Below are 26531 nucleotides of genomic sequence, written 5' to 3' on the forward strand. Positions count from 1 at the left end.
TCGCCCCGCTCCGCGGTGCGGGGAGCGGAACCGCGGAAGAGCTCTCAGCGGCCCGCCGCGTAGCCCTGGGCTCCCCTGGGGTTCGCGGCGGCCTTGAGCAGGCCGGAATCCGGGTCGCGGGAGACCGCCGAGAGGCGGCCCAGCGACCAGGGGCCGTTGTCGGTGACGTGGTGGCCGCGCGCTTCCAGGGCCGCGATCGCGTCGGCGCCCAGGCGCGATTCCACCGCCACACCACCGGGTTCCCACTCGCGCGGGTAGAACGAGCGCGGGAACGCGGTGCTGTGCCAGGCCGGGGCGTCGATCGCGGCCTGCAGGTCGAGCCCGCCGCGCACGTGCGCCAGCCAGAAGCACAGCTGCCACTGGTCCTGCTGATCGCCGCCGGGCGTGCCGAACGCCAGCGCCGGGACGCCGCCGCGCAGCGCCAGCGACGGGCTCAGCGTGATCCGCGGGCGCTTGCCCGGTGCCAGGGAGTTGGGCAGCCCATCGTCCAGCCAGAACATCTGGGCGCGGCTGCCCAGGCAGAACCCGAGCTCCGGGATCGTCGGCGAGGACTGCAACCACCCGCCGGACGGGGTCGCGGAGAGCATGTTGCCCCAGCGGTCGACGACGTCGACGTGCACGGTGTCGCCGCGGCTCTCACCGTTGGCCAGCACGGTCGGCTCGCCGATGCCGACCCCGCTCGGGTCGAACGCGCCGCCCACGCCCCGGCCCTCGGCGACGAACGCCGGTAGGACGGGCGTGCGCCCGCCGGGCGAGCCGGGCCGCAGGTCGAGCGAGGCGGTCTCGCCGATGAGGGCGCGGCGCTGCGCCGCGTACTCGCCGGAGACCAGGTCGCTCAGCACACCCGGGTCGGCGGAATCGCCGTACCAGGCCTCGCGGTCGGCGAACGCGAGCTTGGCGGCCTCCACCGCCGCGTGGACGGTGTCGGCCGAGGCTACACCGTCCACGTAGGACACCGGGAGGTCCTCGACGAGCTGGAGCTGCTGGGCCAGCGCCGGGCCCTGCGACCAGATCCCGAACTTCGCCAACGTCCAGCCGCCGGGGAGGTCCACCGTCAGCGGGTCCTCGTAGGTGGTCTCGAACTCGGCCATGTCCTGCGCGGTGAGCACGCCCGCGTGGTCGCGGCCGGAGTTGTCGCGGTGCGGGATCCGCGCGAACCGCTCCACGGCCTCGGCCACGAAGCCCTGCGACCAGGCCCGGCGGGCGGCGTCGATCTGCGCCTCCCGGCCGGTGACCGACTCGGCCTCCGCCAGCAGGCGCTCCCAGGTGTCGGCCAGGACCGGGTTGCGCAGCACCGAACCCGGTTCCGGCACCGACCCGCCGGAGGTCAGCCACCACCGCGCGGAAGTCGGCCAGTGCTCCCGGAACATGCCGGCGACCATGCCGATCGTCTCGCTGATCCGGGGCACGATCGGGTAGCCGCCGCGCGCGTAGCCGATCGCGTGGCCGAGCACCTCGCGCAACGTCTTCGTCCCGTGGTCGCGCAGCAGCGTCAGCCAGCCGTCCCACGCCCCCGGCACGGTCGTGGCGAGCAGCCCGGTCCCGGGGATCAGGTCGAGCCCGAGCTCGTCGCGGTAGTGCCCGATGGTCGCCCCGGCGGGCGCGGGCCCCTGCCCGCACAACGCCCTCGGGCGAGGATCGGTCGCCGTGGCGAACAGCGCGGGAACCTCGCCACCCGGCCCGTTCAGGTGCGGCTCCACCACCTGCAGCACGAAACCGGCGGCCACCGCGGCGTCGAACGCGTTCCCGTCGTCCTCCAGCACGGCCATCCCCACCGCCGAGGCCAGCCAATGCGTGGACGCGACCATCCCATGAGTACCGGCGAGCTCCGGCCGAGTCGTGAACACGCGCCCACCCTAGGACCCCGAAAATCCCCTGACGAGTGTCCGATTCCCCACGCCCCCACCGGTTCTCGACGTGCCCGACCGGATTGCGGCCGTGTTCCGGGCACGGATCACGGCCGTACTCCGGGTTCCGATCACGTCCGTGTTCCGGTGTCGGATTACTGCCGTGTTCCGATGTCGGATTGCGGTCGTGTTCCGATGTCGGATTGCGGTCGTGTTCCGGGTACGGATTGCTGCCGTATTCGCGTCACCCGCGTCGGGACCGGGGTTCAGGTGAGGGCGGTGACCGGGGTGCGGCCGACGCCTCGCCAGGAGAGGTGGGCCCGGCGGAGGACGTCGGGGTCGAGGTGGTTCCGGGTGTCGACGACGACGAGACCGGCCAGGGCGTCGGCGATGCGGTTCCAGTCGAGGGAGCGGAACTCCTGCCACTCCGTGAGCAGGACCAGGGCCGAGGCCTCCTTGGCGGCCTGGTACGGGTCGTCGACCAGGGTGAGACCGGTGGGCAGTTCCGGTTCGTCGCCGCGCAGGCCCGGGTCGTAGGCGACGAGCTCGGCGCCCTCGGCGGCGAGCAGCTGCGCGACCTCCAGGGCCGGCGAGTCCCGCAGGTCGTCGGTGCCCGCCTTGAACGTCAGCCCCAGCAGGCCGATCCGCTCGCCGGCCAGCACGCCGCCGCACGCCTCGCGGACCTTGGCGACCATCCGCTGCCGCTGGTGCGAGTTCGACGAGATCGTGGCCTGCAGCAGCGGGAAGTCGAACTCGACGGCCTCGGCGACCTGCAGCAGCGCGGCCGTGTCCTTCGGCAGGCAGGACCCGCCCCAGCCCGGTCCGGGCTGCAGGAACGACTGCCCGATCCGCCGGTCGTAGCCCATGCCCTCGGTGACGTCGGTGATGTCGGCGCCCAGCTGCTCGCACAGCTCCGCGATCGCGTTGACGTAGGACAGCTTCGTGGCCAGGAAGCAGTTCGCCGCGTACTTCACCATCTCCGCGCTCGCCGCGTCGGTGAGCACCGTCGGCGCACCCAGCCGGGAGTACAGCGCGGCGACCCGCTCGGCGGCGTCCTGGGTGTCGGATCCGACGACGATGCGGTCCGGGTTGAGGAAGTCGTGCACCGCCGAACCCTCGCGCAGGAACTCGGGGTTGCTCACCACCGCGACGTCCGCGCGGTCCAGGTGCTCGGCGAGCCGCTTCGACGTCCCGACCGGGACGGTCGACTTGGTGACCATCACGCAGCCGGTGGGCAGCACCTCGCGCACCTCCTGCGCGACGGCCTCCACCACGGCCAGGTCCGCGGCGCCGCCGGAACCCATCGGGGTCGGCACGCACAGGAACACCACCTCGGCCTCGGCGACGGCGCCCGCGGAACCCACCACGAACTCCAGCCGACCTGCGGCGATGCCCTCCTGCACCAGTTCGGCCAGGCCGGGCTCGTGGATCCGGACCTCGCCTCGGGAGAGCTCGGCGACCTTCTGCTCGTTGACGTCGCTGCACACCACGCGGTGGCCGAGCGACGCCAGGCACGCACCGGTGGTCAGTCCGACGTAGCCGGTGCCGACAACGACGATTCGACGGGCGAACACAGGCCCCAACCCCTTCACGTTGAACGACCGGGCGGTCGCCTCCAGCCCCCTCGAAAGTGATCGTGGCACATCTTCGAGCTGGGAAAACCCGCTTCGCCCAGAGTTCACGCTCCCGACGTCGCAGGTGACGAGATGGGAACCTGCCGTTTAGGCTGCGCGCGTGGATCAGCGACGTCTGGGGGAATCGGGTCTCGCGGTGAGCGCGGTCGGTCTCGGCTGCAACAACCTCGGAAGGCCCGGTACCGCCACCGAAACCCTGGCCGGAGCGCGCGCCGTCGTGGACGCAGCGCTGGAGAACGGCATCACCTTCTTCGACGTGGCCGACGCCTACGGCTCGCCGCGCGGGCGCAGCGAGGAGCTGCTCGGGCAGTCGCTGTCCGGGCGGCGCGACCTGGCCGTCATCGCCACCAAGTTCGGCGTGGACATGCAGGGCACCAACGGCCCCGACTTCGGGGCGCGCGGTTCCCGCCGCTACGTGCGCCGCGCCGTGGAGTCCTCGCTGCGGCGACTGGCCACCGACTGGATCGACCTGTACCAGCTGCACCGGCCGGATCCGCTGACACCGCTGGAGGAAACCCTCTCGGTGCTCGACGACCTGGTCCGCGAGGGCAAGATCCGCTACGTCGGGCACTGCAACCTCCCGGGCTGGCAGGTCGCCGACGCGTCCTGGACGGCGAACTCGGCGGGCCTGACCGCGCCGGTGTCCGGCCAGCACCACTACTCGCTGCTGTCCCGCGAGGTGGAGCGCGAGGTGGTGCCCGCCGCGCGGCGCTTCGGGATCGGTCTGCTGCCGTACTTCCCGCTCGCCAACGGTCTGCTGACCGGCAAGTACCGGCGCGACCAGGTCCCGCCGTCCGACGGCAGGCTGGCCGGGCAGGTGCAGCTGCTCGCCGAGGCGCCGTGGGACCGGATCGAGAAGCTGCGGGTGTTCGCCGAGCAGCGCGGCGTCCCGATGGGCACCGTGGCGCTCGGCTGGCTCGCCGCGCAGGACACCGTCGGCTCGGTCATCGCGGGGGCCACCACCCCGGATCAGGTCCGGGCCAACGCGCAAGCGGCCGACTGGGTCCCCGGCCCCGACGACCTCGCGGCGCTGGACAGCATCTGCCCAGCGACGTGACCTCTCCGGCAACACCAGGTGTTGTTCGAGCGGCGAAGCCGCTTCCTCTTCCACCACCTGAGCAGCCGGCACCGCCGCGGGTTCGGTCCTCCTGCGAGGACGCCTCGACGTGGTGTATTGGGCGGGGCGCCCGGAGCAGGAGGACCACCTCAGGTTCCGCTACCCGCACCGCCGAGCAAGATGACCACAACTCTCCAGTGGAGGACGAAGCAGAATGCAGATCACCGACACCGCCGCGATCGTCACCGGTGGGGCTTCCGGGCTCGGAGCGGCCACGGCGCGGGCGCTGGCCGGGCGGGGCGCGAAGGTGTTCGCGGTCGACCTGCCGGGGGCGATCGAGAAGGCCCCGATCGTCGACGGCATCACCTACACCGCGGCCGACGTCACCGACGCCGACCAGGTGCAGACCGCCGTCGAGCAGGCCGCCGGTTCCGGGAACCCGCTGCGGATCGTGGTGAACTGCGCGGGCATCGGCCCGTCCGCCCGCATCGCGGGCCGCAAGGGCGTCCACGACCTCGACCTGTTCCGCAAGGTCCTGGAGATCAACCTGCTGGGCACCTTCAACGTGATGCGGCTGGCCGCGGCCGCGATCGGCGAGACCGAGGCCGACCAGCACGGGCAGCGCGGTGTCGTGGTCAACACGGCGTCGGTCGCGGCCTACGACGGGCAGATCGGGCAGGCCGCCTACGCCGCGTCCAAGGGCGGTGTCGCGAGCCTGACCCTGCCCGCGGCCCGCGACCTCTCGTCCTCCGGGATCCGGGTGATGACCATCGCCCCGGGCATCGTGGACACCCCGATGCTGGCGACGGTGAGCGAGGAGTTCCGCCAGGGCCTCGCCGACGGCGTGCCGTTCCCGAAGCGCCTCGGCACCCCGGAGGACTACGCCCAGCTCGCCCTCGACATCGTCGAGAGCACGACTACCTCAACGGCGAGGTCATCCGCATGGACGGCGCCCTCCGCATGGCCCCGCGCTGACCCCGCTCGGCCCCACCTCGGCGGGCTGAGCACCCGAGGTGGGGCCGCGCCGGGCGCCGAGCCCTGGGCAGTGGACAGTTTTAGCCATAATCACCCATGATCAATGTCCGAAATGTCGGGACAATTATGGCTAAAACTGTCCACTGGTGACGAACGCACCCGACCGGACCACCTCCGCGGCCCCGGGGGGTTCGGGGTCAGAGGTCTTCGGCGTAGGGGATGTCGTGGGCTGCTTCGGAGGTCATCCAGGTGCGGATGGTGTAGGTGGCCCGGACGTCGTCCTCGTTGTAGGTGAGGAGGCGTTCGCGCTGGGTGAGGTCGCGCTCGCCGCCGTCGAGGGCGACCGCGTCGCGGTACCAGCGCATCGAGTTCTCGCCGCCGGCCTCCGGGTCGCGCCAGCCGAAGCCCGCGCTGGGGGCGATCACCTTGAGCCCCTTGCCGTTCGGGCACAGGAACTGGTCGCGGACCACCGCGAACAGGTCGACCCACTCGGCGGAGGCGATGAACTCCTTGACCTCCGACACCGGCGGCACCCCGGGCTTGCCGGCGAAGCGCTCGGCGGAGGCCAGCATCCAGCGGTTCTCCGCCAGCTCGTTGTAGCAGTAGGCGCGGAAGCTCAAGCCCCGCTCGAACGCCTGGCGGCGGACACCGGTGAACCAGCTCCAGAACTCGGCGAACGACCGCGCCTCGTCGTCGGTCGGCAGCGGCTCCCAGGTCACGAACGCCCGGTAGCCCTGCTCCTCGCCGATGTCGGTGCCCGACAACCAGCAGCCCCACATGTAGGCGCCGGCGTCGGCGTAGCTCTCCATGTCCACGTCGACCTCGACGTCGCCGCGCGGCACGTCGAGGTCGCGGACCCGCCGCACCAGCGGCATCTCCCGCAGCCACGCCTTGGCCAGCAGGATCGCGTCGGCGTCGCGCACACCGGTGAGCTGCAGCTGCTCGGCGTCGGCCAGCGGCGTGGCGGCCAGCTCGTCGACGGTGGTGATGCCCTGGTCGCGCAGCGCGGTCGCGTCCTCGCCGCGCACCACCAGGCTCACGTCGCGGCGCTCGCGCAGCTGGGCCTCGCAGGTCGGCCACCAGGGGCAACCGCGGCACTCGGTGATCCGGGACGGCTGGGCCAGCGGCTCGTCGCCGTTCGCGGCGGCTCGGGCGACGTCGAGCCGATCGCCGAAGCGCGCGTCGTACTCGGCCAGCGCGGTGCGCCCGCCGGGCCAGTTGGGGCTGCGCAGGTCGTGCCAGACGACGACGTCGGCGTCCACGCCGATCACGCCCGCCGTCCGGTCGCTCGCGCCGAACCCGCACGCCTGCAGCAGCCGCACCGCGTGCACCAGCCGGAGCTGGTCGCGGGGCTGCGGGCGGACCTTGCGGGTCGGGTCGACCGCGGCGGCCTCGGGAACCGGCTCGCCGATCGGCGAGACCTTCGCGCCGCTGCCCGGGTCGGTGACCTTGTGCCGCACCACCAGCACCGGCACGTAGCCGTTCTCGCTGCGCACCAGCAGGTCGATGGCCCCGCGCCTGCCGCCGTCGACGTCGTCGGGCAGCTGCGCGCCGGAGATGTGGCGGACGCCCTCGCCCATCGCGTCGAGCGTGAGCCGGGCGCGGTCGGCGTAGGGGATGCCGCGCGGGATCTCGGTCCAGGACTCGCCGAGGAGCTCGCCGAGCTGGGCGGCGACGGAGCGGCGGTGCTCGGCGGCGTCGGCGATGCGCTGCTCGACGCCCAGGTCCAGCGGCGCGGTGTCGACCTCGCGCATCGCCGGGTCGTTCTCCAAGTGCACGCGTCGACGGCACCGCGTCACCACGCCCGCGTCGAGCAGCACCGTCTCCTTCACGCGTAAAGGGTATGCGGTGGCTCCGACAGCCGCGCCCATCACCCCGGTGACATCGCGCGGCGGCGATGACCACGCCGAGTGCGCACCCGATCGCGTCGTGCTTTCGTGCGCTGCTCCATCCGGACTTATGGTGATCGCGGGAGCTGGGAGAACGCGGATCCGGGGAGGTGTGCGCGGTGAGGAGACTCGCCAGGCGACGCGGGACGGTCACGCACCGGGGGTGCCGGAGGTGCGCCGCCGGTAAGGCCAGGGCCGAGAAGCGGATACGTCGCCAAGTCGACAAGGCGGCCCGCAAGGCCGAGAGAGCTCAGCGGGCCGAAGCGCAGCAGACCGAGGCCGCCAATCAGGTGGTGACGCCGACGCCGGTGGGCAAGAAGGCGGCGAAGGCGCTGCGCAAGGCGGACAAGCAGACGGCGAAGGCGATCAAGAAGGGCGAGTACGGGACGGTCACCCCGGGCAACGCCAAGAAGATCATCAAGATCGGCAAGATCGTCGTCCCGGTGCTCGCGCCGTTCGCGCTGCGCGCAGCGAGCTCGGCCCGCGCGAGCTACGACCGGTCCCGGGCCCGCAGGCTCGGCGTCGGCGTCGACGAGCTGGGCCGGTTCACCGGGCGCGGGGCCGCGCTGCACGCCCGCATCGCCGGTGACGCCCACGCCCTGCGCGACCTGCGGGAGCAGGCCACCGGCGAGGAGCGCGGCGCCGCCGAGACCTACGCGGCGCAGGCCGACGCGCGCCTGGCCCAGCTGACCAGCGCGGTCCGCGCCGCCGAGCGGATGCCGGCGCCGCGCCGCAAGTCCGCGCACCGCGCGGTGAACCAGGAGCTCACCCGCATCGAGAACGAGCTGCTCACCCGCTTCGGCGTCCCGACGGGCTGAAAGCCGACGAGGGGCGCCTCCCGCGCGGGAGGCGCCCCTCGTCGGCACTGCTGGGATCAGCCCTGACCTGCGATCATCCCTGCCCGGGGATCTTGATCAGGCCCTTCTCGGCCATCCAGTCCCGCGCCACGTCGGCCGGGTCCCGCCCGTCGACGTCGACCTGCGCGTTGAGCTTCATCAGCTCCTCGTTGGTCAACTTCTCGGCGATCGGCTGGAACACCTGCGTCAGCTGCGGGTAGCGCTTGAGCATCTCGTCCCGGAGCGTGACTCCGACGTTGTACCGCGGGAAGAACTGCTTGTCGTCGGCCAGCACCTTCAGGTTCAGCGCCGGGATCCGGCCGTCGGTGGTGAACACCTCGCCGAAGGTGCAGGTCCCGTCGGCCGTGGCCTGGTAGATCGCACCCTCGGTGAGCACCTTGACGTTGCCGGGGTTCGTCTTGAACCCGTAGGTCTCCTCCACGCCCGGCAGGCCGTCGTTGCGGCTGGCGAACTCGGTGTCCACGCAGAACGTGGCGTCCTCCGGGTGCTCGGCCACGACCTGCTGGATGTCGGAGAGGTTCTGGACTCCCAGGCGCTGGGCGGCGTCCTGGTTGACGGCGAACGCGTAGGTGTTGTCCACCTGGTAGTTCACCGCGGTCCAGGCCACGCCGTTGCGCTCGAGGTCCTGCTCGCGCACGGCCTCGAACTGGGCGCGGGCGTCCGGGATCGGATCGTTGTTGCCGTTGTAGCTGATCCAGGACGTGCCGGTGTAGTCGAAGAGCACGTCGATCTGGTCGCTGGTCAGCGCCTTGCGCGCGGTCGACGAGCCCTGGATGGAGCTCAGGTCCCGCACGTCGGCACCGGCCGCGGACAGCGCGAACTCGCCGAGGTAGCCCAGGATGAGCTGCTCGGTGAAGTTCTTCGAGCCCACCGTGATCGTCTGGCCCTCCAGCTCAGGGACGGGCTGGATGATGCCCGGTTCCACCGCCAGCGGAACCGACGAACCGGAGCTGAGACCGCATCCGGCGAGCATCAGCCCGGCCGCCGCCAGCGAGGCCGCCTTGAGCGCACTGCGCGTGCGGAGCTTCATCGCAACCCCCTCGGCGACAGGTAGGTCTCGGCCAGCGCGCCGAGCCAGTCGACCAGCAGCGCCAGCGCCATCGCCAGCACCGAACCGACGATCATGACGGTGTAGTCGTTGAGCTTGTACCCGGTGTCGATCAGCTCGCCGAGGCCGCCCGCGCCGACGAACAGCGCCAGCGTCGCGGTTCCCACCGCCAGCACCAGCGCGGTCCGCAGACCGGCGAGGATGAACGGCACCGCCAGCGGCATCTCGATGCGCAGCAGCACGGCCGAACCGGACATGCCGATGCCGCGCCCCGCGTCGACCAGCGACGCGTCCACCGACTGCAGCCCCACGATGGTGTTGCGCAGGACCGGCAGCAGCGCGTAGAAGGCGATCGGCAGGACCGCGATCCAGAACCCGGTGGAACCACCGGTGAACAGGAAGAACAGCACCAGCAGACCCATCGACGGCGCGGCCTGGCCGACGTTGGCGATGCCGATCACCACGGGAGCGATGCGGCGTGCCCACGACCGGCTGAGCAGCACGCCCAGCGGCACCGCGACCAGCACCACGATCAGCGCCACGGCGAGGCTGATCAGGAAGTGCGTCCAGGTCAGGCTCAGGATCGTCGTCGAGTTGAGGCTGCGCAGCGTCACCTCGTCGTTGTCCCGGGTGAACGCCCAGCCGAGCACCGCCGCGACCAGCACCACCACGGTCACCGGCTGCGCCAGCAGCCGCAGCCGCTCGGCGCGCCCGGACCCGGAGTCGGAAGCGAACGTGCTGCTCATGAGGCGTCAGCCCCCGACCCGGCAGCCGGCGCCTCGGACTCGTCGGCGGCGTTCTCCTCGCGCAGCGCCTTGATCGTGTTCATCACGGTGTCGATGTCGACGACGCCGACGTACTCACCGCGCGAGCCCACGACCACGGCCACGCCGTCGTCGTCGGTCAGGATCGCTTCGAGGGCGTCCTGCAGCGTCGAGGCCCGCGACACCGAGTCCTCCACCGGACGACCGGCGCGCGCCAGGTCCGACACCGAGCCTGCCTCGCGAGCGGTCGCCCAGCGAACCGGGCGGTTGCGCTTGTCGAGCACCAGGCCGATCGCGCCGCGGCGGGTGCCCAGGCGTTCGCGCAGCACCGACGGTGCCTCGTCGACCGTCGCGGTCGGCACTTCGCCGACCTCGATCTGCGCACGCGGCGCAGCGTGAGCTGCTTGAGGGCCGCGCCCGCTCCGACGAAGCCGGCGACGGTGTCGTCGGCCGGGTTGGTCAGGATCGCTTCCGGGGTGTCGTACTGCAGGATCTTCGAGCGCTCGCCCAGCACCGCGATCCGGTCGCCGAGCTTGACCGCCTCGTCGAAGTCGTGCGTGACGAACACGATCGTTTTGCCCAGGTCTGCCTGCAGGCGCATCAGCTCGTCCTGCAGCACACCGCGGGTGATCGGGTCCACCGCGCCGAACGGCTCGTCCATCAGCAGCACCGGCGGGTTGGCCGCGAGCGCGCGGGCGACGCCGACGCGCTGCTGCTGACCACCGGAGAGCTGCCGCGGGTAGCGGCCCCGGTACTCGGCCGGGTCGAGGTTGACCAGGTCGAGCATCTCGTCCACGCGCTCGGCGATGCGCTTCTTGTCCCAGCCGACCAGGCCGGGGACCATGCCGACGTTGTCGCCGACGGTCATGTGCGGGAACAGGCCCGCTTGCTGGATCGAGTAGCCGATCTCGCGGCGCAGCTTGTCCGCGTCCAGGCTGAGCACGTCCTGACCACCGATGGTGATCTTGCCGGAGGTCGGTTCGATCAGGCGGTTGATCATCCGCATGGTGGTCGTCTTGCCGGAGCCCGAGGGCCCCACCAGCACGACCGTCTCCCCGGCGGGGATGGTCATGGTCACCGATTCGACGGCGGCCTGCTTCTGCCCCGGGTAGCGCTTGGAGACCTCTTCCAGCTTGATCTCCACGCCGTGCCCGGCGGTCTTCTTCTCGTCGTCAGCCACGGATACCTCTCGAAGTCGTCAACCGCCCGAACAGCACGAACAAGGCGTCGAGCACGAGTGCCAGGATGACCACGCCGACGGTGCCGGAGATGGCCATGTTCAGAGCGTTCGCGCCGCCCAGCTGGCCGAGGCCCTGGAACAGCAGGTTCCCGAGACCCGGGCCCTTGGCGTACGCGGCGATGGCCGCGATGCCCATCAGCATCTGGGCGCTCACCCGCATGCCGGCGAGGATCGCCGGCCAGGCGAGGCGGAGTTCGACGCGCGTGAGCACGCTGAAGCGGTTCATGCCGATCCCGCGCGCCGCGTCCAGAATCGGCTGGTCGACGTTCGACAGGCCGACGATCGTGTTGCGGACGATCGGCAGCAGTGCGTAGAGGACCAGAGTCACCACCGAGGGGGCCACGCCCAGGCCCAGAACGGGGATCAGCAGGCCGAACAGCGCGAAGGACGGGATGGTCAGGATCGCGCTGGAGAGAGCGGTGGCGATCGCCGCCCCGGCGGGGCTGCGGTAGACCGCAACCCCGACCAGGACGCCGACGATCGTTGCCAGCAGGATGCACTGCACCACCATGCTGACGTGCTGGTATGCGTTGACCAGCAACGATTGCCACCTGGATGCGATGAAATCCAGGAGATTCACTTGTTTTTACTCTTTCTTACCGGCTTCCGCCGATTCGGACTCCTCGTCGAGGTTCTCGGCGGGAGTCGTGACCAGCTGGAACTCGCCGTCGTGCTCCTCAGTACCGGCGATGACGGCCTGCTCGAGCACCTCCGCGCCCTTCTGGTCGCGAACCGTGATGTCGTCCGACCGCAGGTCCTTGACCATGGCGATGCACATGAAGATCATCACGATCGCGAACGGCAGGGCACCGATGAACGTGAGGTTCTGGATGCCTTCCAGGGCTTTGTCCTGGCCGATCACCAGCATCACCGCGGCGACGGCACCGGTGGCCGCACCCCAGAAGATGACGACCCACTTGCTGGGCTCGATCGCGCCCCGCTGCGACAGCGTGCCCATGACGATGGACGCGGCGTCGGCACCGGAGACGAAGAAGATCGCGACCAGGATCATCACCAGCACGGCGGTGACCAGCGCCAGCGGCAGGTGGTCGAGCAGCGAGAAGGTCTGCGCCTCCGCGCTGCCGTCGCCGTAGACGTTCGCACCGGTCTTCTGGGTGTTGATCGCGGCACCGCCGAAGATCGCGAACCAGATGAGGCTCACGACGCTGGGCACCAGCAGCACGCCGCCGATGAACTGGCGGATCGTGCGGCCCCGGCTGATCCGGGCGATGAACATGCCCACGAAGGGCGTCCAGGAGATCCACCAGGCCCAGTAGAAGACGGTCCAGCTGCCGAGCCAGTCCTGCATCTCGGCACCGCCGGTGGCACCGGCGCGCGACGCCATCTCGCCGAACTCGCTCATGTAGGAGCCGACCGCCGTGGGCAGCAGGTCCAGGATGAACACCGTCGGTCCGAGGACGAACACGAAGATCGCCAGGATGGCCGCCAGCACCATGTTGATGTTGGACAGCCACTGGATGCCCTTCTCCACGCCCGAGACCGCGGAGAGGATGAAGCAGAGCGTCAGCACGGCGATGATGCCGACCAGCACGTTCGTGCCGGCGTCGCCCATCGGCCAGTTGGCGGCCTGCATACCGGACTTGATCTGCAGCGCACCGAGACCCAGCGAGGCCGCGGAGCCGAACAGCGTCGCGAACAGCGCCAGGATGTCGATGACCTTGCCCAGCGGACCCTCGGCGGCCTTCTTGCCGATCAGCGGCGTGAAGACACCGGAGATGGTCTGCTTGCGACCCCGGCGGAAGCTGCTGTAGGCGATCGCCAGACCCGCCACCGCGTAGATCGCCCACGGGTGCAGGGTCCAGTGGAACAGCGAGGTCGACATGGCCGTCTTGATCGCTTCTTCGCTCTCGCCCGGGACGGTGCCCGGCGGCGGTGAGACGAAGTGGCTCAGCGGCTCGCTCACGCCGTAGAACATCAGGCCGATGCCCATACCGGCGCTGAACATCATGGCGATCCAGGACACCGTGCGGAACTCGGGTCCCTCACCGTCCCCGCCCAGCGGGATCCGGCCGTACTTGCTGAAGGCCAGGAACAGGGCGAACACGACGAACCCGGTGGCGGCGAGCACGAAGCCCCAGCCGGTGTTCTTGATCAACCAGGTCAGCGCGGCCGACGAGGCGTTGCTCAACGAGTCGGTTGCCAACGCGCCCCAGGCGACCACCAAGAACATGATGATCGCTGTGACGCCGAAAACGACCCAATCGGTTCTTGGTTTGCCGAGGAACTCGGCATCTGCTCCGGTGGATTGGCCGCCGCCGGCGGCCCCACCGCTTTGTTCAGTTTCGGTCGACACAGGTTTCGGCGCCGACTTTCGGCGACGCCCCCTCCTCTCCGTCGTCGGTTACGACGTTTCCGGAACCAATCGAACCGCCAATTCGCTCAGTTCGTGGCTCCAAATCGTCGTCAACCTGTAAACCGTGACCCAAACGGGTTAACAAGGCAAGCTCACCTGCGGTCAGCGTGGCCGAACCGACACCTAGACTGACTCACCGTGAAGGCAGGTCTGACACCGACGCAGGGCGCTCTGCGCGTCCTGCGCGGTGCCGGTTTGGCCTGCACAGCGGCGTCACTGTCGGTAGCCGCCCACACTGCTGCGGGAGGCTCGACCCCGGGTCTGGGGCCCACCGTCGTGATCACCGTTCTGCTGACCGGTGCCGGCGTGGCGCTGGCTGATCGCAAGCGCGGGTCGTGGGGCATTCTAGGGGCACTGTCGGTCAGCCAGCTGGCACTTCACTTCTTTCTCGAGCTCACCGCGGTCAGCGCGCACGGTTCCGGGCACCTCCACGGGCCGCCGCCGATCCCGCTGTCACCGGCCCTGATGACCTTGGGCCACGTGATCGTCACCATGCTGACGGCGCTGGTCATGGCGCATGCGGAACGCGTACTGTTCGTAGTCACCCGGTTGTTGCAGGCGATCTTCCCCCGGAAGACGACTCCGTTACCGGTTGTAACTCCGCCACCGGCCGTGTGCGTCCCCGCACCCGTTCCCCGGACCCTGGCACAACTGATCTACCAGCGGATTCACGCTCGTCGCGGGCCTCCGAAATCTCCGTTCGAAAGCAACGATCCGATGTATATCGGCATCTGATCATTGCCATTCCGATGAATCGCGCCTATACGCGCGCGATTAACAACTCGAACCTGGAGATCTCAAGAGAACATGTCGACAAATCGATTGATCACGCGATCCGCGAACGTCCTCGCGATCAGCGGAATCGCGCTCGCACTGGGTTCCGCGCCCGCCCACGCGCACGTGAGCGCTCAGCCCGAGGAGGCCGAGAAGGGCGGCTACGCCAAGATCGTTTTCCGCGTTCCCAACGAGGACCCGGTGGCCGGGACCGTCCAGGTCAAGGTGACGCTGCCGGAGCAGTACCCGCTGAGCTCGGTGCGCACCAAGCCGGTCCCCGGCTGGACCGCGCAGGTCGAGAAGGCTCAGATCGCACCGGTCGAGGTGGACGGCGCCCAGGTCACCGAGGCGGTCCGCAGCATCACGTGGACCGCGGAGCCGGGCACCCGGATCGGCCCGGACCAGTTCAACGAGTTCGAGGCCACCCTCGGCGCCATGCCGGAGAACGCCGACGAGCTGCTGCTGCCCACCACCCAGACCTACGACAACGGCAAGGTCGTGGAGTGGAACCAGCCGACGCCGCCCGGCGGCGAGGAGCCGGAGCACCCGGCCCCGACGGTCAAGCTGATCGCCGCCCAGGGCGAGGGCCACAGCCACGGCGGAACGCCGGCCGGTGCACCGGAGGAAGCCGCTGACCAGCACGGATCGTCCGACGAAACGGCCCGCTACCTCGGCGGTGCCGGCCTGCTGGTCGGCGCGCTGGGAGTGGGCGTCGGCGCGGGTGCGCTGGTCCGCGGACGGCGTTCCGGCGGTGAGAAGTCATGAGGCGGTTGCTGACCGTCGGCGCTCTCGCCCTGGCCGCCCTGCTCGGCGGCGCGGCCCCGGCGCTCGCGCACAACGTGCTGGTCGGCAGCGATCCGGCCGAGGGCGCGCAGCTGTCCACCGGTCCGCGCGAGGTCAAGCTGACCTTCGACCAGCCGGTCCGCGCGGGTGAGTCCTACAACACGGTCAACGTGGTGGGGCCGGACGGCACGTTCTGGGCGGACGGCCCGGCGCGGGTCGAGGGCAACTCGGTCATCGCCCCGGTCCGCGAGCTCGGACCGGCCGGGACCTACACCGTGGGTTACCGGATCCTGTCCAGCGACGGGCACCCGGTGCCGGGCAAGGTCAGCTTCACGCTGACCGCCCCCGGCAAGGGCACGCCCGCTCCGGCCCCGCAGGGCGGCCAGGACTCCGGACAGCCGTCCGACCAGGCAGAACCCGCTTCCGGCGGGATGCCGATCTGGCCGTGGATCGCCGGTGCGGTCCTGGTCGTGATCCTCGGTCTGGTGCTGGCCCTGCGCCTCGGCAAACCGAAGGACTGATCGCGAGAACCGGGAGGGTGTCCGATTCCCCGGGCACCCTCCCGTCGTGCTCGCAGAACGGGAATCGCACTCGCCTTCACCGGAATTCCGACGCGTTCTTGTGGAATTCCCCGTTCCGCTTTCCCCGGTGTGAATGGTGATCGTGAATGATCATTTAGAACGCAGCTGGATCCCGTCGCGCACCTCGGGGAGCAGAACCCCGCCGCGCACCAGATCCGGCGGCACCATGAACCACGGCTGCGCGTGCCCCTCGGGCGCCCACACCGGCAGGTAGCACTGATCGATCAGCGAGATCGCGAAGTCCGTCGACACCTCGTTGCCCCTGCCCAGCGCCGCCGTCCCCTGCCACGGCATCACCGCCGAACCGCCCAGCGGGACGAACCGGAACCGCCCCTGCTCCGGGCGCAGCGACAAGCTCATCCGGACCCGGTCGCGGCGCCACAGGGCCGCGTAGTCCAGGTCGACGTCGACGTGCTTGTTGGACAGGTAGGTGATCGTCTCGTCCCAGGCCAGCGCCAGCAGCTCGCGGCGGGTGCCCGCCAGGTCCGGGTCGGTCAGGTCGAACGGCTCGGCGTAGACCCGGCGGGCGAACTCCACCGGATCGCCGCCCGCGCGCGGGACGTCGACCGCGTGCACGATCGACCGGAACATCTCCGCGAACCGCGGCTGGCCCGGGCATCCCGGGTCGCGCTCGTCGGCCTCGGCCAGCGCACCGCGCGGGTCGGTGCGCACGTCCAGCCCGGCCAGCGCCGAGCGGTAGCGCTCTCGGTGCCGCTCCAGCAGCTCGGCGCGCTCGTCCGCGTCGCCGCAGCCGAACTCGGCGGCGACCTCGTCGACGTTGCGCACCTCCACGATCCGGCCGGCACCGGTGAGCTCCAGCATCCGCCGGAACTCCCGCTGGTAGCCGCCGTACCGGCGCTCCTCGCGGACCCGGAAGTGGCTCGGGTCGGCCAGCGCGGTCACCCTGATCCCCGGCGGGTGCACCCGCCTGACCGCGGCGTCCAGCTGCAGCAGTCTCGCCAGCATCGCGACCTCGGCGAGGTCCGGCAGGCCGCCGAGCGCCTTGAGCCGGGACCCGTCCTGCTTCGTCGGCGGCCCCAGGAGCACGAGCGCGGCGGGTTCCCCCGCCGCCACCGCCCGGGACAGGTCCTCCTCGGCCTGCTGGACCGGGTAGGCCGAGCGGGAGGCGCCGAACAGCTTCGCCTGCATGATCTGCCAGATCGCCCGGACGCTGCCCGACTCGATGGCCGCCACCCGATCGCCGAGCCGAGCGCCGGTCTCCTCGGCGCCGCGGCACAGCGCGGTCACGATCCCCACCTGCTCGTCCTCGGTCAGGCGCACGCCGCGCCGCCACAGCGTCGGGCGGGTGCGCATCGCGTCGAGCCGCAGCTGCGCGATCGACGTCGCGTGCGACAGACCCGGTCCGGACGCATGACCGCGGCCCAGCGGTACCGGCTGCGGCACGGTCTCGAAGGTGGCGATGGCGTCCGGCTCGTCCACGCCGGTGAACCCGGGAGCGGCGACCGGGACCACCACGGCCTGCGGGAACTCCTCCTGCAGCGCGACGCGGTTGGCCTCCTTGTCGTCGAAGGCCGCCACCGGTTCCCAGCCGGTCATGCCGCGCAGCGCGGCGACCTTCTGCCGCCCGACGTCCGCGCCCTCGTCGGTGGTGAGCAGCTCCAGGTGACCGAGGTCGTGGCGGGCCAGGGCTCGTTCGGTGGCGGCGCGCATCCGGTGGCGACGGCCGGTGAGCAGCACCACCCGGCCACCGGCCTGCGCGACGTCGCCGGTGAACCGCCGCACGCCGGGCGCGAGCTCGTCGGTCAGCAGCGCCTCGTCGTCCCAGGAGATCGCCCGCCGGAAGTCCGCGTGCGCCAGGGCCTCCGGCAGGCCGGCGATCTCGCGGAACGGCCGCCACCCCGGCTCGTACAGCCCGGGCAGCACCGGCAGCGGTTCGGTCACGCCGAGCGCCGCCAGGGCCTCGCGCACGCGGGTGCGGGGGTGGAAGGCGCAGAAGTCCAGGTCCAGCGCCACCAGCGGGCGCGGGACGTCCGGGTTCCGGCGATGCGCGCTCGCCCGCTCCTTGACCAGCCGGAGCACCCGCTGCAGCACCTCGTTCTGAGCGCTCGGCACGTGGTGGGCGAAGCGGCGCCACGCGTGATCGCCGGCCAGCACCGACAGCAGGCCCGCCGAGCAGAACCGCAGCTCCTCGGCCACGACGCGCTCGGTATCCGGGCTGATCGCGGTCAGCGCCCGGTGCAGCCGGTTGATCGCCTCGGCCGTGCGAGCGGGCTCGGCCGCGGCCAGGTCGGGCACCACGACCCGGCCGGTGACCAGGTCGACGCGCGGTTCGCCGACCGGGACGGCGCCCACCGCCAGCAGGCTCCGGACCGTGATGACCACCGGGCGCACGACGAGCTCGACCCGATCTCGTTCGGCGAGCTCAGGCAGGTCCGCCAGTCCGACCGCGTCCTGGGGAGCGGTTCCGACCAGGCAGTACTTCGCGAGGAGGGAGTCGCGCGCGAGTGCTTCCCGCGCGCGTTCCGGCAGCGTGCCGGTTGCGTACACCGCGTCTCCTTTTCGATTGCAGCGCTCATCAGGCCTTCCACGTGAGCGGATGGCGGCTGCGCGAGGGGACGCGAAGTTCGGCTCGACCGAAGCCGACCGGAACCGATCGGCGAAACCCGCAGGTGGACGCGGGAAATCTCAGGCCGGGAACGGTCCGGCAGGCGTTTCGGAGGGCGACTGCGCGACAGTCTGCGAGCGGTCATTCACCGTCGACGAGTTGCACGGGGGACGGCTCGTCCATCCGACCCGGCGTCCATCCGACGCAGCGCCGCGCGGGCGCGTCGGTGGAGTTCCCGGCGCGAGATCCAGCCCGCCGCGTAGTGCCGGTACGCCTGGGCCACCAGCACCAGCTCGGCGAGGTGATCGGCGTAGGGCTCGCGGAACTCCGGGGGCAGTTGCCGCAGCGACCGGAGGTGGTCGTCCACGACCTCGTCCAGCACTCGCGCGCTGGCGAGAGCGCGGGCACGGCGGGAGCGCGGGGCGCGCTCGCCCGGCGGGAACTCAGCGATCCTCATCGACAGCCCATCCGCTATAGCACCGACTCGATGCACCAGTTCGCTCGTATGGTCTACCCCTTCAGGTCGAATCCGGTGACCACAACCGACCGGAAAGACGCCGCGAACCGACCAAGATCCCCCGAACGGCCGCACCGGCTTCAACCGGACGCCCCATCGGAACCAAGACCCCCGACTCCCAACGTCGTGGGGGGAGGGAAGTTTTCATGAAAACTTCCCCCTCTCCAAGAACCGAACCCCCCGGGTCCGAGGGCCCCTGTGAGAGCGAGGTTTTCATGAAAACCTCCCTCCCCCCAGGAACGGAACTCCCAGGTCGGAGATCTTCGAGGGGACCGAAACCCTCGGTTCGGGTGGTCATGTGGTGGGGAAGTTTTCATGAAAACTTCCCTCCTCCTCGACGGACCGGAGTTCTGATCGGGGGTGGTGGGGGTGGGGAAGTTTTCATGAAAACTTCGCGGTCAGCTGTAGGGGGCCCACTGGGTGTCGAGGTCGCCTTCGCGGATGGTCCGCAACCGCCAGGAGACCTGCTCGCGGACGCTCGGGTTGGTCCGCAGGATCGGCAGCACACCGGTCGTGATCTTGAGTTCGCGCAGCTCGCGGAGCACCGGGAAGCCCTCCCACGAGGTGATGTCGAAGCCGTAGGCGTCGGCCAGCTCGCGGTGCCACTCGGCCGGATAGCCCATCCGCAGGCTGCCCACCGCGATCGGCGTCAGGTCCCACTCCGGCTGGCCGATGCACAGCGAGTCCAGGTCGCACAGCAGCGGACCGTCCGGGCCGCCGATCACGTTGCCCAGGTGGGCGTCGGCGTGGATGACCGCGCGCGGCAGCGGGAAGTCCAGCTGTTCGAGCTGCTCCTCCAGGTAGTCGCACCGCTGCTGGAGGAACCGGTGGTCCTCCGGGTCGATGTCCACGGCGTCGCCCAACCGGCGCCGGATGTCGGCCATCGGCTTCCAGGGCTTGAACGTCTCCTCGGCCAACGGCTGGGAGTGCATCTGCCGCAGCAGATTTCCCAGGTCGGCGCTGCCGGGGACCCGGCCTTCCTCGGGCACGTACTGCCACAGCGTCGCGCAGTGCGCGCCGGAGCTGACCGGTTGCTCCACGCCCGGCAGCAGCCGCACCGCGGGAACCCCGTGCATCGCCAGCCAGTGCGCGGCCTCGACCGCGGTGCGGGCCCGGTGGGCGAACGACGGGGACAGCACCAGCCGGACGATGACCGGCTCGTCCCGCAGCAGGAAGACGCCGTTGTTGATGAACCGGAGCAGGCGAGCACCGCGCGGGTTCAGGCCGACGGTCTCGCAGATCTCGGTGAGCGCCAGCTCCAGCTCCGGCGGGACGGACTGGTGCTGGTGAACCTGATATGTCTTCATACGCATGTGTGTGCTCTCACACCGGCGACGAGCCAGTGGGTCTCCCCAGGTCAGGGGGACCTCAGGTCTGGCGGAACCGCCGGACTTCCTCGAAGAGGTCGCGGGAATCCGAGTTGGCCCGGTGCTTGCCCGCTTCCAGCTCCAGTGGTTTGAGCCGGTCGGCGACACGGGCGGATTTCACGCGCTCACCGAACTGCAGCGCGCGACGTCCGACCTTCAGGCCCTCCTGAACGTCGCCGGCCCGGAAGTGGTTGGTTGCCTGCAGACTCAGCCCGAAAACGTGGGTGCGCTGCATGTCCGCGCCGTAGGCCTCGTTGCACTTGATGGTCTCGGCCACCGCGATCGAGGCGTGCTTCTTGGGATCGAACACCGCCAGCGCGTCGTGCGCGGAGCCGATCATGCCGTGCAGGTCGTTCTCGGTGAAGAAGCGGACCCAGTCCGGGGCGTCGTCCACGTTGGCGCGGGCGAACTCGTCCTTGGTGCGGCCCACCATCTTCTGCACCTGATCGGGCTTGTTGAGCATCCCGTAGGCCCACGCCTCGTTCGCGCACAGCACCGCGACGGTCAGCGACGAACCCGATTCCTGCGCGGCGATCTGACCGAGCTGGAACAGCTTCAGCGCCTCGTTGGGCTCCTGGTAGTGCAGGTAGACCCGGCCCATCCGGTACAGCACGCTGGCCACGAGGCTGTCGTCGTCAGCGCGCTTGGCGAACTCCAGGGCGCGGCCGAAGTGGCTGCGCGCCGGGTCCAGCAGACCCACGTCGAACGAGGTCCAGCCGGCCAGGCTGTGCATGTCGGCCAGGGCCACGAACAGCTGCTTGCGCACGGGGTCGCTGGACGTCGAGTCCAGCAGCTGCTGGGCCCAGGAGAGCTGAGCGACCACGGCGTCGCGGCAGGTGCCGCCGCCGTATCGGTAGTCCAGGTCGCGCAGGGCCTTGGTGGCGGCCTGGATCTGCTGCACATCGGTCATGCCGATGCGCGCCGGAGCCGGAGTCGAGGCGCTGGCGGGTGACCAGGCGCTGTCCTCGGTGCCGAACACCGAGGCGCCCATGGTCACCGCGGCAGCGTGGGACAGGAACTTCCGACGCTTCACCGATTCGTCCTCCTCAGCTTCCAGGGCGTTCGTCGCTTTCGCGACCCGCATGGCGGTCGCCCCGTCGTAGGCGAGGCCCATGTAGCCCCGCGGGATGCCGAGCCCGTCGGCTATTCGGGCCAACACGTCGTACGCCATGACCTGCCGGCCCTTGAGGATCTCGGACACCTCGGACTGGGACTGCCCCGTCGAGGCGGCGATCTGCCGCTGCGAGACGCCGTGCCTGCGCAGTTGGCGGTAGACCTCGCTGACGTCTCTCCGGGCCAGCGCATCCCGCATGTCCCGCTCGTTCCAGACGTCGGGAGTAACGGGCGAGCCGCCAGATCCGATGATGTTCATTTGACCCCCTGACGCTCTAGAACGGGCGTTGGTCGCAGAGTAAGCGCACTGCGGCAAGTCGGTGAAGCCCGTATCGGTAGAGGTGATCGGTTGCGGTGAAGTCCGCTTACCGCTCGTCGCGGTCTTCGGTCCGGTCGTCGCCCGTCCTCTAGGCGCAGCGACCGCCAGGCACCAATGTAGTCATCAGCAAGCAGCGAGCACAGACGGGATCTGGGGCGGACGATGGACATCCGAGCGACGAACCGGCAGGAGGGCGACGGAACCCCGCACGTTCCGGCGCCTGCCGACCGCCGTCGCTGGTGGCACGTCGACTGCCGCGATGTCGCCAACGCGCATCGGAGCCTGGCCGTGCTCGTCAATCGGGACAAGGTGGTGCTCGTCGGACCGCCCGGCCACGCCGCGGAGCTCGAAAGCCGCGGTGCCGGTCAGTTGTCGATGGCGTTGCGGGATGCCGCAGCGCAGGCGAGAAAGTGACGGTGGAGTCTCATGGACGAGGTCCTGGGGCAGGTGTTGCGCAGCGCGGTGCGTGAGCGGCTCGATGTGCTTTCCGAGCTCGCCGACCGCGCGGACGCCTCCTCCCTGCTGTCCGTGGCGCGCAACGAACTCCCGCGGCTGACCGCGGGATGGCGGGCGCTGCTCACCGCTCACGAAGCCGACGAGAAGGGCAACTGCCCGGAGTGCTCAGGACGACGACGTCCCACGAAAGCACCGTGCACGGTGTGGGAGTCGGCCTACGAGCACCTGGTGGCGGGCGCCCTCGCACCCCGTCCCGCACGGCACCTGCGACCGGCGCACGCTTTGCAGCCGGCCACGCCGGTGCCGTAAGCCGGCGGACTCGGCCCCGGACAGCAGCACCTCCTCCCCGACCCGGGAAGCCGAGCAACCGCCAGGGTGGCGGCCGATGAGCGCTTAGTCGCGAATCCCCGACCCCGGCCAACGCGAGTCGGCCGCCACCAAGCTCCACCAACTCAACAGACTTCCGCGGGCCGGTGCTGACGCACTCCCCTCCCCCGACCGGTGCCGGTCCGCGGACTCCAACCACTCCGGATCACCGTTTCCCCGGACGGCCCGGAGCAGGAAAAGGCCCTGGACGCGAAATCCCCGACTCGCGCCCAGGGCCTTTCCATAACTTTGAGATTGTTCCCGGTGCCGGTCAGGTGACGAACACGGCTGTGCCGTACCTGGTTCGTCTACCGACACGACTCCGTGGTCCCCGTGCTTGGCGGTGCCAGAAGCGGAACCTCAGACGCCCTCTGGCTCCGGGATCCGAGACTTATGTATGCCAATACACGGCGCTACGGCTGTCCTCACCAGAGAACGTCTGAGAACCCGCGGCGGTGCAAGCGTCTTAGGTGGGGTACTGCGAAAGCGCCTGCGGCGCTTGCCTGACGGTGGCCTGGTTCACTTTCGCCGCAGACGAGCCTTCCTCACGAACTCCTCGTCCAACCGCAGCCCCGATCGAGGCGAAACCCCCCGAGGAGCGGGAACATTGGATTCGATCAGCTCGGTTCGATCGGCGGGAACCATCGCCCAGGGTTGACGTGGTCCCAGCAGCGGCGAGTACACCGGCACGAATCCCTGGTCCTGCAAGGAGATCGCGAAGTCGATCGCGACGTGCCCGCGCGGGTCGAGGACCCCGGTCCCCTGCCAGGGCAGCAGGCCGGAACCGCCGAGGTAGGTGAACCCGAGGCAGCCCTGCCGAACGGCGCTCAACGTCAACCGGACCCGGTGCGGGAACATCCGCTCGTAGCCGAACTCCTCGTCGACCTGCATGGTCGCCATGTAGCGGATGACCGTGTGCCAGGCGCGGCGCAGCACCGCCCGGCGACCCTGCCGGACCTCGGCGGACGTGCTGGGGTCGGTGACGTTGTAGACGTCGGTGTAGAGCGCCGCCGACCACTCCATCCGGTCTGTGCCCGCGGGAACCGTCACCGGGACCGAGTAGACCAGCGACATCAGGATCTCCCGGAACAGCCCGATGACGTGCGGCGCGAAGTCGGTCTCCGACCTCGACCAGTCGTGCACGGCTTCGAGGGTGCGCAGCGGGTTGTCGGTGATGTCGAACTCGCGGAGCCGGTCGCTGAGCAGCTTGCGGTAGTTGGCGATGCGCCGGGCGCGTTCGGCGGGCAGACCGGGCCCGAGCCGCTGCTCGGCGACCTCGTCGATGTCGGCGACGGTGGTGCGGTCGCCGATGCCGACGAGGTCGACGTACTCGCGCAGCTTGCGCTGGTAGGCGTCGGCGATCGCGGCGGGCCGGCTCCGGAAGTGCCTGCCGTCGGTGAGGATGTTGAAGTGCAGCCCCGGCGGGTAGACGGTCGCGACGGCGCGCTGCATCTCGCGGAGCCGGGCCATCGCGCCGAGTTCGGCGAGGTCGGGCAGCGGGCCGGTGGCCTTGAGCCGGTTGAGGCACTGCTTGACCGGGAATCCCAGCAGCACCACGTCGATGGGTTCGCCCGCCCGCACCGGTGCCTCGGCGTCGCGGAGGAGGTCGGCGAGCCGGTAGTTCGCGCGGGAACCCTTGATGAACTGCTTCCGGGTCAGCACGTGGTGCAGCGCGGCCAGGACGCGGTCGACGTCGGCGGGCCGGTCTAGGTCGGCGGGCCGGTCGACCCCGAACTTGGCGGCGGCGCTGCGGCCGGTGCGCAACGCGGCCCGGTCGGTGTCGGCGAGGATCGAGTCCACGATCGACCGCGTCTCGGCTTCGGTGAGGTGCACGGCCCAGCGCCGGGAGATCCGGTTCCGGCGCAGCGCGCCGATCTGCAGCTCTTCCAGCGAGTGGGTGTTGGACAGCTTCGGACCGCCGGGCGTGCTGGGCCGGGTCTCGAAGGTGGAGATCACGGCGGCGCCGTCGGCGACCGGGTCGTCGGGGCGTCGTTGCGGCGCGAGCCCGGGGATCTCGACGGCGACCGGCAGCGCGTCGCGGAATTCGTCGCGCACCGCGATCCGGTTGTCCGGTTCGTCGTCGAAGACGGCGACGACGTCGAGACCGCCGAGCGCGCGGATGCGCTCGGCCTTGACCTCGGCGATCGGCCGGATCGCCTCGTCGGGCACGACCAGCAGCACCGCGTCGGGGACACCGGCCTCGGCCAGCACCTCGGCGGTGACCTCGCGGAACCGCTCCTTGCGGGCCGTGCAGAACACGACCTGCCCCCCGGCGTCGTGCACGTCCCAGACGAAGCGGGCGAGCCCGGCGTTGACGCGGTCGGTGCCGAGCCGTTCGCGCGGCCGGGACTGGAAGGCGCGCAGGAAGTCGCCGCGCAGCGCTTCCCAGTCCACGCCCGGGTAGCGCTCTCCGAGCCCGCTGGCCCGCACGAAGTTCTCCCAGCTGCCGGGCACGTGCGTGGGCAGCACCGGGAGCGTGGCGGGTCCGGCGAGTTCGAGGATGCCGCCCGGCGCGCCGGGGCGGGGTCCGGAGATGGCGCGGGTGGCGTCGGCGATGCGCTGCAGCGGGATCAGCCCGCACAGGTCGACGTCGACGACCACGGCGGGCCGGGGCGCGTCGGGGTCCCACCGCCGTCGGCGGGTGCCCTGCTGGACGCGGTCGAGGACCGACTTGAGCACGGCGTCCTGGCTCTCCGGGACGGTGTGCGCGTAGCTCTGCAGCGGCTGCTCGCCGGAGAGCAGCTCGGCGGTGTGCGGGGCGAGGTAGCGCAGCTCCTCGCCGGTGATCCGGCGGACCGCGTCGCGCACCTCGCAGGCCCGGTCGGCCCCGCCGAGCGCGGCGAAGCCCTCGCCGAGCCGTTCCAGGGTGCTGACCAGCGCGCGGACTCCGGTGGTGACCTCGGCGCGGGTGGGTTCGGCGGTGATCCGCTCGTGGTCGGTGACCACGATCCGGCCGGTGGCCTGCAGCTCGGGTGAGAGCTCGACGGCGAACCCGGTCTCGTCCAGCGCGAACATCCCGAGCCCGTGGGTGTCGAGGGCGCGCCGGAACACCCGCAGCAGCGGTCGGACGAGGTGCTCCAGGAAGTGGTCGAGCTCGTCCTCGCGGCGCGCGAACCGGTTGTCGAGCACGACGCGCAGCAGCTTCGGCGTCCCGTCGGAGCCGGGGTGCAGCAGCGCGTCGAGGTCGGCGGCGATGGTGCCGCCGGGGTGCCGGGGGTGCGCGGGCGCGGGGTCGACGACGCGCAGCAGCGCGGTGCTGCCGGTGCCGGTGTCGACGACGGCGCCGGGCACGGGCTGGGTCGCGCAGTGCATCCGCAGCTCGGGGTCGTCGTTGACGACGGCGGCGAGCCGCTCCCAGCCGCGCAGCTCGCGCAGCGCGCGGTCGCGGGAGTCGACGGCCTGCACGCGCACGGCGCGTTCCCGTCGGCCGACGGTCACCCGGGCTTCGGGGAACGGGACGGTGGGGCCGGTGGCGGGGCCGCGCAGCGAGGCCAGCACCCGGTGCGCGAGTTCGCGATCGGTTCCGGCGAGCAGGTCGACCCGGTCCGCCGGGACCTCGGTGATCTGCGGCGATCGGGCGGGTTCCGGGTCGAGGGCGCCGGTGAGCCGGTTCAGCCACGCCGCGTCGAAGACCCGCCGGGTGCGGCGGAGCCGGACCAGCGCGCGGTACAGGTCGGCCCAGGTGGCGGCCTCGCCGAGCGGGATCCCGGTGCCGACGCCGGCGAGCAGCAGCGCCCCGCCGGGGCCCTGCTCGACCCAGAGGCCGTAGCCGCCCGCGGTGAGCAGGTCGTTGGCCTCGGCGAGGGTGAGCGCGCGCCAGGGTCCGGGGGCCGGGATCTCGGCCACCGTCCAGTCGTCCTCCAGCAGCGGCAGTTCCGCCTCCACCTGTCGAGTCGTCACGCCATCCCGAGCCGTCACGGCGTACCGAGCGGACGCCGCACACCGAACGGACGCCGCACACCGAACGGACGCCGCACACCGAACGGACCCGGGGCACCGAGCGG

At 70.9% G+C, this 26531-nt stretch carries 19 protein-coding genes and 2 pseudogenes; 8 read left to right on the plus strand and 13 right to left on the minus strand.

The window, feature by feature from the left end; all coding sequences use genetic code 11:
• Positions 1 to 44 precede the first annotated feature (44 nt).
• Both REH65_RS17240 and REH65_RS17245 read right to left on the minus strand, forming a co-directional pair.
• On the minus strand, positions 45 to 1847 hold the full coding sequence (locus tag REH65_RS17240; RefSeq protein WP_406688318.1) for a gamma-glutamyltransferase family protein: 1803 nt from the start codon (positions 1845 to 1847) through the stop codon (positions 45 to 47).
• Positions 1848 to 2113: 266 nt separating this feature from the next.
• The gene (locus REH65_RS17245) at positions 2114 to 3421 is read right to left on the minus strand and encodes a UDP-glucose dehydrogenase family protein (RefSeq protein ID WP_406688319.1); all 1308 of its coding nucleotides are present in this window, start codon (positions 3419 to 3421) and stop codon (positions 2114 to 2116) included.
• A 160-nt stretch (positions 3422 to 3581) separates the two neighbouring features.
• Between REH65_RS17245 and REH65_RS17250 the strand changes: the two genes are divergently transcribed.
• Entirely contained in the window at positions 3582 to 4538 is a 957-nt protein-coding gene (locus REH65_RS17250; RefSeq protein WP_406688320.1) for an aldo/keto reductase, read from the plus strand.
• Positions 4539 to 4752: 214 nt separating this feature from the next.
• Positions 4753 to 5513 (plus strand): annotated as a pseudogene (locus REH65_RS17255) (SDR family NAD(P)-dependent oxidoreductase).
• 197 nt (positions 5514 to 5710) lie between these two features.
• Here the strand turns inward: REH65_RS17255 and REH65_RS17260 are convergent.
• Positions 5711 to 7345, minus strand: coding sequence for a TM0106 family RecB-like putative nuclease (locus tag REH65_RS17260; RefSeq protein WP_406688321.1), 1635 nt, complete (start codon positions 7343 to 7345; stop codon positions 5711 to 5713).
• A gap of 176 nt (positions 7346 to 7521) precedes the next feature.
• Between REH65_RS17260 and REH65_RS17265 the strand changes: the two genes are divergently transcribed.
• Complete coding sequence (locus REH65_RS17265) at positions 7522 to 8220, plus strand: DUF6474 family protein (protein ID WP_406688322.1); 699 nt, start codon at positions 7522 to 7524, stop codon at positions 8218 to 8220.
• 73 nt (positions 8221 to 8293) lie between these two features.
• On the opposite strand, the gene REH65_RS17270 is transcribed toward REH65_RS17265, so the two are convergent.
• The 5 genes and pseudogenes from REH65_RS17270 to REH65_RS17290 all read right to left on the minus strand — a co-directional run bounded on the left by REH65_RS17270 (position 8294) and on the right by REH65_RS17290 (position 13502).
• A complete protein-coding gene (locus REH65_RS17270; RefSeq protein ID WP_406688323.1) occupies positions 8294 to 9289 on the minus strand; it encodes a glycine betaine ABC transporter substrate-binding protein in 996 nt (331 codons plus the stop codon).
• Positions 9286 to 10053 carry an ABC transporter permease gene (locus tag REH65_RS17275; protein WP_093419484.1) on the minus strand — a complete coding sequence of 256 codons (768 nt, stop codon included), beginning with the start codon at positions 10051 to 10053 and terminating at the stop codon, positions 9286 to 9288. Before REH65_RS17275 ends, REH65_RS17270 begins: the two co-directional genes overlap by 4 nt.
• A pseudogene (locus REH65_RS17280) lies at positions 10050 to 11251 on the minus strand (ABC transporter ATP-binding protein). The gene REH65_RS17275 and the pseudogene REH65_RS17280 overlap by 4 nt, the downstream one beginning before the upstream one ends.
• Positions 11244 to 11891, minus strand: coding sequence for an ABC transporter permease (locus tag REH65_RS17285; RefSeq protein WP_281458912.1), 648 nt, complete (start codon positions 11889 to 11891; stop codon positions 11244 to 11246). The pseudogene REH65_RS17280 and the gene REH65_RS17285 overlap by 8 nt, the downstream one beginning before the upstream one ends.
• Before the next feature lie 6 nt (positions 11892 to 11897).
• On the minus strand, positions 11898 to 13502 hold the full coding sequence (locus tag REH65_RS17290; protein ID WP_281458911.1) for a BCCT family transporter: 1605 nt from the start codon (positions 13500 to 13502) through the stop codon (positions 11898 to 11900).
• Between the two features lie 459 nt (positions 13503 to 13961).
• On the opposite strand from REH65_RS17290, the gene REH65_RS17295 reads away from it, so the two are divergent.
• From REH65_RS17295 to REH65_RS17305, 3 genes are all read left to right on the plus strand, one after another.
• Positions 13962 to 14420, plus strand: a complete 459-nt coding sequence (locus REH65_RS17295; protein ID WP_406688324.1) for a hypothetical protein — start codon at positions 13962 to 13964, stop codon at positions 14418 to 14420.
• An 87-nt stretch (positions 14421 to 14507) separates the two neighbouring features.
• Positions 14508 to 15224, plus strand: a complete 717-nt coding sequence (locus REH65_RS17300; RefSeq protein ID WP_406688325.1) for a YcnI family protein — start codon at positions 14508 to 14510, stop codon at positions 15222 to 15224.
• On the plus strand, positions 15221 to 15763 hold the full coding sequence (locus REH65_RS17305) for a copper resistance protein CopC (protein WP_406688326.1): 543 nt from the start codon (positions 15221 to 15223) through the stop codon (positions 15761 to 15763). The genes REH65_RS17300 and REH65_RS17305 overlap by 4 nt, the downstream gene beginning before the upstream one ends.
• A gap of 150 nt (positions 15764 to 15913) precedes the next feature.
• On the opposite strand, the gene REH65_RS17310 is transcribed toward REH65_RS17305, so the two are convergent.
• The 4 genes from REH65_RS17310 to REH65_RS17325 form a co-directional block, all read right to left on the minus strand.
• On the minus strand, positions 15914 to 18331 hold the full coding sequence (locus REH65_RS17310; protein WP_406688327.1) for an L-tyrosine/L-tryptophan isonitrile synthase family protein: 2418 nt from the start codon (positions 18329 to 18331) through the stop codon (positions 15914 to 15916).
• A gap of 203 nt (positions 18332 to 18534) precedes the next feature.
• Complete coding sequence (locus REH65_RS17315; protein WP_406688328.1) at positions 18535 to 18846, minus strand: hypothetical protein; 312 nt, start codon at positions 18844 to 18846, stop codon at positions 18535 to 18537.
• Between the two features lie 458 nt (positions 18847 to 19304).
• On the minus strand, positions 19305 to 20213 hold the full coding sequence (locus REH65_RS17320; protein WP_093419507.1) for a phosphotransferase enzyme family protein: 909 nt from the start codon (positions 20211 to 20213) through the stop codon (positions 19305 to 19307).
• A 61-nt stretch (positions 20214 to 20274) separates the two neighbouring features.
• A complete protein-coding gene (locus tag REH65_RS17325) occupies positions 20275 to 21645 on the minus strand; it encodes a helix-turn-helix domain-containing protein (protein WP_406688329.1) in 1371 nt (456 codons plus the stop codon).
• A gap of 222 nt (positions 21646 to 21867) precedes the next feature.
• Here REH65_RS17325 and REH65_RS17330 point away from each other — a divergent pair, with 222 nt between their 5' ends.
• Both REH65_RS17330 and REH65_RS17335 read left to right on the plus strand, forming a co-directional pair.
• Positions 21868 to 22119 carry a hypothetical protein gene (locus tag REH65_RS17330; RefSeq protein WP_281458904.1) on the plus strand — a complete coding sequence of 84 codons (252 nt, stop codon included), beginning with the start codon at positions 21868 to 21870 and terminating at the stop codon, positions 22117 to 22119.
• Between the two features lie 12 nt (positions 22120 to 22131).
• The gene (locus REH65_RS17335; RefSeq protein WP_281458903.1) at positions 22132 to 22470 is read left to right on the plus strand and encodes a hypothetical protein; all 339 of its coding nucleotides are present in this window, start codon (positions 22132 to 22134) and stop codon (positions 22468 to 22470) included.
• 576 nt (positions 22471 to 23046) lie between these two features.
• Here REH65_RS17335 and REH65_RS17340 read toward each other — a convergent pair.
• Complete coding sequence (locus REH65_RS17340; RefSeq protein WP_406688330.1) at positions 23047 to 26427, minus strand: L-tyrosine/L-tryptophan isonitrile synthase family protein; 3381 nt, start codon at positions 26425 to 26427, stop codon at positions 23047 to 23049.
• Positions 26428 to 26531 lie beyond the last annotated feature (104 nt).

The organism is Saccharopolyspora sp. ID03-671 (assembly GCF_045278815.1).
GTDB lineage: Bacteria > Actinomycetota > Actinomycetes > Mycobacteriales > Pseudonocardiaceae > Saccharopolyspora > Saccharopolyspora ipomoeae.